Genomic DNA, 5,275 nt, shown 5'->3' with positions numbered 1-5,275 from the left:
CCAACTGATTCTGATTATAATACTTGAAATTCATAAACAAATATCTGATTATCAAATATAAAAATATAAAAACCTAAAATAATAACCAAAAAAAAACCGCCTCAGTTGTGAGACGGCCTCTTTTTGTTTATGATTCTATTAATGGAATATCCTCGTAATTGTCAACATTGAGATTAAGAATATATTCTATAATTTTATCAATATCTCTCTTAGGACATATTTTTTCTTCGTTCCAAGCCGGTTCTTCTGGGTAAAAAGAAAATCTACATGATCCGTCATTATTAAAAAGAATTAAACAGTTGTATTTTACTTTTCTATTCTTAATAGTCAAACCTCCTATATCACAACGAATACTTAAATTTTCTTCGGAGTAATTTGGATAGCTCCCAACAAGTACAAATGAGATAGACTTATAATCTATTTCTGATTCATTTGATTTGAACAAAAAATAATGATATAATGTATATCTAATATCTAATGTCACTAATGAAAGATAACTCATATAATCAATTGCAGCAGGAATATCAGTAAAAAGTTTTAGTGTATTATTTTTATCTAAATATTTTAACCCTTTTGTAACAAAATGCTCTTCAGAATCATAGAATACTGAAATTTCATCATTTGTTGCCTTAACAATAACATTTTTATAATAAATTGTTATGCTATCTTTAGTTTGGAAATATTTTCGATAAATATCATAATCGGAAATACTGAATAAGGCATATTTAAGTTTTTCTATCATCTTATTTAACTTTACTTATTACAACTTTACCATCTCTAATTATCTGAAAACCACCATCAAGAAATACTTCTGTATAATTCTTAGCGCTTTCTTTTCCTGCCTAATAAATCATTTTAGAACCATTAGGCCCAGGATATACATTTTTAGCTCCTTCTCCAATTAATTTAATTATTCTATCATCTGTTCTTGTTTTATCAAGAATTTTGAATACACTTTCTAAATGATTTATAGTAGCCTCTTGAGAAGTAAGTGATTTTGTTTCAATATTTGCAGCATATTCCATAAACATTCCAAGTCTTTCCGTCCTCTTTCTCAGAAACATAATAATTATGGTTACCTTCTACTTCAAAGTTATAGACTTTTATTGTTAAATAACAAAAGAGACTGATTTTGGTCAATCTCTTTTTATTGTTATCTAAATTTTGCTATTCAAAGCTTTTTTTGCTTGGATTTAAAAACCACCTTCCTTCTTTTTTATATAGCAATACATTACATATTAGCATTTTAGCAAAAAAAGCTGGATAATAAGAATCTGTAATTACTAACAACTTTGCTTTATTAGTCTTTTCAATACATATAAAATTTGTCTTAGGATGTTGGTTATTCTCATTTTTATAATTAAATTTTTCGTAATCATTACATAATCCTTCAAAATCTTTAGAATACACCTCATCATACTTATTATCTATTATCGAAATAACTCTTTCAGTTGTAACTAATAAATACGAATTATTTAAGCTACAATTTAAAATAGGTAATTCATTTTTTTCTAATAAAACAAATTTGGAATTATAGCTATCATCTAATAATTGTGTATTCATTTTATCATTAAATGTAAGCCAATCTTTTGGTTCTTTGTCTACACATTTAAGACTAATCTCAATCGCTTTATCTTTAAATTCTTTTGTATTCATAATATTAATGTAAAACTTTTTCCCAAACAACAGTATCACCCTCTCTACTGAAGAAATATCCATATTCTCTAGCCCAAAGAGAATTGTGTTTAAGGTTTTGATTCATTACCATATTAAACTGTATTCTAACTTCACTCATTCCATATTTTTTAGCCATAGTTTCAGCCCCTTCTGTTAATGCTTTAAATACTGCATTTTTAGGAGCATTACTAGCTCTTACAATGCCATTAACTTGTAATTCCATTACGTCACCAGTAAACCATCCCATATTTATACTTCCATCAAAAACTGAAATATGTTGACGGAACTGTCCCATAAATTCAGTCATTAAACTACAATCATTATGCACTAAAATCCCTTTCTCAGAAACATAATAATTATGGTTGCCTTCTACTTCAAAATATTAAAGAGTAGCCTTGACTACTCTTTAAGTTTATTTTCTAGTAACAAATTGTAAAACATTTAATACAGCATACCAAGTTGAATTTTCAAGGCTCAATTTAAAATCTGTATTATCCTTTTTGATTATCTGTATACTATTGCATTCATAATTACTTTTCCCTTCTTCAAAGATTTCAGGTACTTCAATTTTTTCAATATCATCAAGTAAAACTTTTGTAAAATTGGTAATTAGTCTAAAATCGGTAAGAATCCAAAAACTATTTACAGAAGAAAAATATCCTAAAACAGGAATCTCGTTATCTAAATATAAAATATTCTTATTTAATTGTTGTTGTATATTGCTTTCTAAATTTTCAAATAGATCTGTTTTAAAAAAATCTTGCTTTATTCTATTAAATTTAGACTTAACGATATTTACATTTTTTATCATTTTAAAAACTTTACTAATTCTATACTATTTTTACTAAGTTCTTTATAAGTATAACCCATAAGTTCTGCTGCTCTTGGGTTCATTAATCTGGTTTCTACAATATCAACACCTTTTATAACAACTTTATCCATGCCTGCACTTTTAGCTTGACTTTCAAATGCCCTTACAAGTTCGAAGAGGCTTTTTCCTTCATAATTAGCAAGTCCTTGAACGGTTCTGTTATAAACTCCATTCTCCATTGTAGTCATACCTCTTACATAAAATCCCTTGATGAACTCTGTGGTATATTCGCAGTTATTATGCACCAAAATTCCTTTCTCAGAAACATAATAATTATGGTTGTCTTCTACTTCAAAGTTATAGACTTTTACTTTCTCATCCAAGAAATTAATAGATTCTACAGGAGAAATTATTCCTTTTAAAACTGTAAAAAGAGTAGCTGGTAGCTACTCTTTTTTGTTTATGATTCTATTAATGGAATATCTTCGTAATTTTCAGCTTGGAGATTATGGAAATACTCTATAATTTCATCGACATCTCTTTTGGGGCATACTTTTCCTTCGTTCCATAATGGCTTTTCGGGAATAAACCTCATTTTACATATGTTTTCATTAAAAAATAATATTTCAATATTAAAATATAATTTTTTATCTCCTTTTATTAAATCAAAAATGCCAAGATTAAGTATCATACTTTCCATATTTTCATTATTTGTATAATGAAAATTCCACGAACGATTTATAATTCCATTTTTTTGTAATTTGTATAAAAAATAATGATATAACTCAAATCTAATATCATTAGTTGCTCTAATAATATATTGAAAGTATTCAAGTGCAAAATTAATTGATTGAAAAGTTTTATATGTATTATCTTTTGTTAAGTATTGTAATTTTTTTTGGTATAAATATAAATTTTCATCAAAAAAAACGATTATTTCTTTTTCATTTCCTTCGATATAGACATTCCTATTTTTTGCTATTATTTTCCCATTTTCAACAGAAAGAAATTCAAAAAAAGGATTAGCACCATTGCTACAATATAAATTAAATAGTGTCACTTTTAAATTTTCTATATGCATTATTTCAATTTATTAATTATTACTATATGATCTTTAAATATCTGAAAACCTCCATTTGGAAAAACTTTAGTGTAATTACCTCCAGTTGCGCTACCAGCTTGATATATTGTTTTAATGCCATCTTTAACGACTACATTGGTTTCTCCAACTAATTTTAAAATCCGCTCATCTGTTCTTGTTTTATCCAACATTTTAAATACACTTTCTAAATGATTTATAGTAGCCTCTTGAGAAGTAAGTGATTTTGTTTCAATATTTGCAGCATATTCCATAAACATTCCAAGTCTTTCCGTCCAACATGTATTATGCACCAAAATCCCTTTCTCAGAAACATAATAATTATGGTTGCCTTCAACTTCAAAGTTATAGACTTTTACTTTGCCATCCAAGAATATAATAGATTCTACAGGAGAAGTTGTTCCGTCTAAAGTAGTAAGAAGCATTCCTTTTCTAAGGTCTTTAGCTTCTACCCAATTTCCGTTTACATAGAAAGGGTGTTCCGGTGTACAGGTAATTTCTGTGCCATTAACAGAGATTTTCACTAATGAAGAAGATGTATTGCGGGATAGCTCAACTACTTTTTTCAGTTCTTTTTTATTTGTTTCTTCGTTGTAGCTCCATACAAGATCACCTTCTTTGATGTCTTCAATCTTTTTGCTGCCTTTTTCCACTGCCACCAAAGTTCCTTCCGTAAAGCAGATTTTTATAAGCCCGTTGGTTACTCTTCCTAGTGGTCCACATATAATACGGCTCAATCCTGCAGCTCTCCATCCCAATGCCAGAAGCTCACCTCCCATCATAGATGCAGGAAGTTCAAGGAACAGGAAATTTTCAACCCCTGCTACACTCTGTGATGCTTTGGAATTAAGGATATAAGAACCCATATTGCTACTGTTCATATCATAGGTAGCTTGTCCCAAAGCACCCGTAAACTTGCTATACATCAGTAAACTGTTAAACACTAGATTCTCAGAATTATTCCATGTTGCGCTATTTCCGCGAGCATTGATAGTAACCGGGATAACATTTTCCCAGTTCCCCATTGTAAAAGCACCACCATAACTTACGGAGGAATTGTAGGCGAGTCCTGGACCTCCTGAACCACTTGAACCTCCTTCGTAACTTGTAAATCCTGATCCGGTATTGGCCCAATAAGAGTTTGTGCCGTCCGGAGTTTGATCCCACATTGCCTGTGTGAATGCTGCCATTGTTAACCTTCCGTCAGGATCAAACATATTGACAGGATTGTTCAATACATACGCGTAAGGACTTGCAGATAAATAACTTTCAGCCAATTGGTCTATACCGTTCCATCGGGCAATATCGGGCATATATTCTCTCCAGCCGTAACTGTACATCCCGGTTTCCTGAAGCTCCTTGCCATTATATTTATTATTCTTATAGCTTCCCTGTGCAAAATAAGCATTACCCGTTTTCAGATGATTCATCCCAAAAGGATAGTAATCATTGGCATCTGTAATTTCAAGAGCACCTGCGCTGTTTCTTCCGTAAGAAACCCTTACATTTCCTAAATGATCTGTGTATTGGTAAATATACTGATCTTTTGCATAATCATAAAATCCTTCTGCGGTAGCAAAATATTGTAAGTCTGGAGTTTTAGCAGGCGGCAGGGCAATTCGTTCATCGATCGAAAAAGCCTGTGGCTGCATCGCTCTTTTGGATGATGAAGATGCCATCAGCATTTC

At 30.3% G+C, this 5,275-nt stretch carries 9 protein-coding genes and 1 pseudogene; all 10 read right to left on the bottom strand.

What is annotated here, in order from left to right; genetic code table 11:
* Positions 1 to 127: 127 nt before the first annotated feature.
* A complete protein-coding gene (locus BUC06_RS23160) occupies positions 128 to 742 on the bottom strand; it encodes a hypothetical protein (protein ID WP_073336978.1) in 615 nt (204 codons plus the stop codon).
* A 100-nt stretch (positions 743 to 842) separates the two neighbouring features.
* Positions 843 to 1,064 carry a hypothetical protein gene (locus tag BUC06_RS23155; RefSeq protein WP_073336976.1) on the bottom strand — a complete coding sequence of 74 codons (222 nt, stop codon included), beginning with the start codon at positions 1,062 to 1,064 and terminating at the stop codon, positions 843 to 845.
* Positions 1,003 to 1,140 (bottom strand): hypothetical protein, encoded by a 138-nt coding sequence (locus tag BUC06_RS24470; RefSeq protein WP_083564180.1) that lies wholly within the window; start codon positions 1,138 to 1,140, stop codon positions 1,003 to 1,005. The genes BUC06_RS23155 and BUC06_RS24470 overlap by 62 nt, the downstream gene beginning before the upstream one ends.
* 27 nt (positions 1,141 to 1,167) lie before the next feature.
* Positions 1,168 to 1,656 carry a hypothetical protein gene (locus BUC06_RS23150; protein WP_073336975.1) on the bottom strand — a complete coding sequence of 163 codons (489 nt, stop codon included), beginning with the start codon at positions 1,654 to 1,656 and terminating at the stop codon, positions 1,168 to 1,170.
* 4 nt (positions 1,657 to 1,660) lie between these two features.
* Positions 1,661 to 1,972 carry a hypothetical protein gene (locus BUC06_RS23145; RefSeq protein ID WP_228423896.1) on the bottom strand — a complete coding sequence of 104 codons (312 nt, stop codon included), beginning with the start codon at positions 1,970 to 1,972 and terminating at the stop codon, positions 1,661 to 1,663.
* 24 nt (positions 1,973 to 1,996) lie between these two features.
* A pseudogene (locus BUC06_RS24465) lies at positions 1,997 to 2,053 on the bottom strand (hypothetical protein); the annotation flags it as partial.
* A 36-nt stretch (positions 2,054 to 2,089) separates the two neighbouring features.
* Positions 2,090 to 2,488, bottom strand: coding sequence for a hypothetical protein (locus BUC06_RS23140; protein ID WP_073336973.1), 399 nt, complete (start codon positions 2,486 to 2,488; stop codon positions 2,090 to 2,092).
* The gene (locus tag BUC06_RS24020; RefSeq protein ID WP_073336971.1) at positions 2,485 to 2,871 is read right to left on the bottom strand and encodes a hypothetical protein; all 387 of its coding nucleotides are present in this window, start codon (positions 2,869 to 2,871) and stop codon (positions 2,485 to 2,487) included. The genes BUC06_RS23140 and BUC06_RS24020 overlap by 4 nt, the downstream gene beginning before the upstream one ends.
* A gap of 77 nt (positions 2,872 to 2,948) precedes the next feature.
* Entirely contained in the window at positions 2,949 to 3,569 is a 621-nt protein-coding gene (locus BUC06_RS23130; protein WP_073336969.1) for a hypothetical protein, read from the bottom strand.
* The coding region (locus BUC06_RS24230) for a polymorphic toxin-type HINT domain-containing protein (RefSeq protein WP_262487942.1) at positions 3,569 to 5,275 on the bottom strand (1,707 nt) is incomplete at its 5' end. The genes BUC06_RS24230 and BUC06_RS23130, both read right to left, overlap by 1 nt.

This window comes from Chryseobacterium carnipullorum, assembly GCF_900142785.1.
GTDB lineage: Bacteria > Bacteroidota > Bacteroidia > Flavobacteriales > Weeksellaceae > Chryseobacterium > Chryseobacterium carnipullorum.
This window is presented reverse-complemented; position numbering and strand designations above follow the sequence as displayed.

Bases quoted from the DNA above. Each gene is read 5' to 3' on its own strand.
- BUC06_RS23160 (WP_073336978.1), bottom strand. From the start codon at position 742: ATGATAGAAAAACTTAAATATGCCTTATTCAGTATTTCCGATTATGAT.
- BUC06_RS23130 (WP_073336969.1), bottom strand. From the start codon at position 3,569: ATGCATATAGAAAATTTAAAAGTGACACTATTTAATTTATATTGTAGC.
- BUC06_RS23155 (WP_073336976.1), bottom strand. From the start codon at position 1,064: ATGTTTCTGAGAAAGAGGACGGAAAGACTTGGAATGTTTATGGAATAT.
- BUC06_RS23150 (WP_073336975.1), bottom strand. From the start codon at position 1,656: ATGAATACAAAAGAATTTAAAGATAAAGCGATTGAGATTAGTCTTAAA.
- BUC06_RS23145 (WP_228423896.1), bottom strand. From the start codon at position 1,972: ATGGGACAGTTCCGTCAACATATTTCAGTTTTTGATGGAAGTATAAAT.
- BUC06_RS23140 (WP_073336973.1), bottom strand. From the start codon at position 2,488: ATGATAAAAAATGTAAATATCGTTAAGTCTAAATTTAATAGAATAAAG.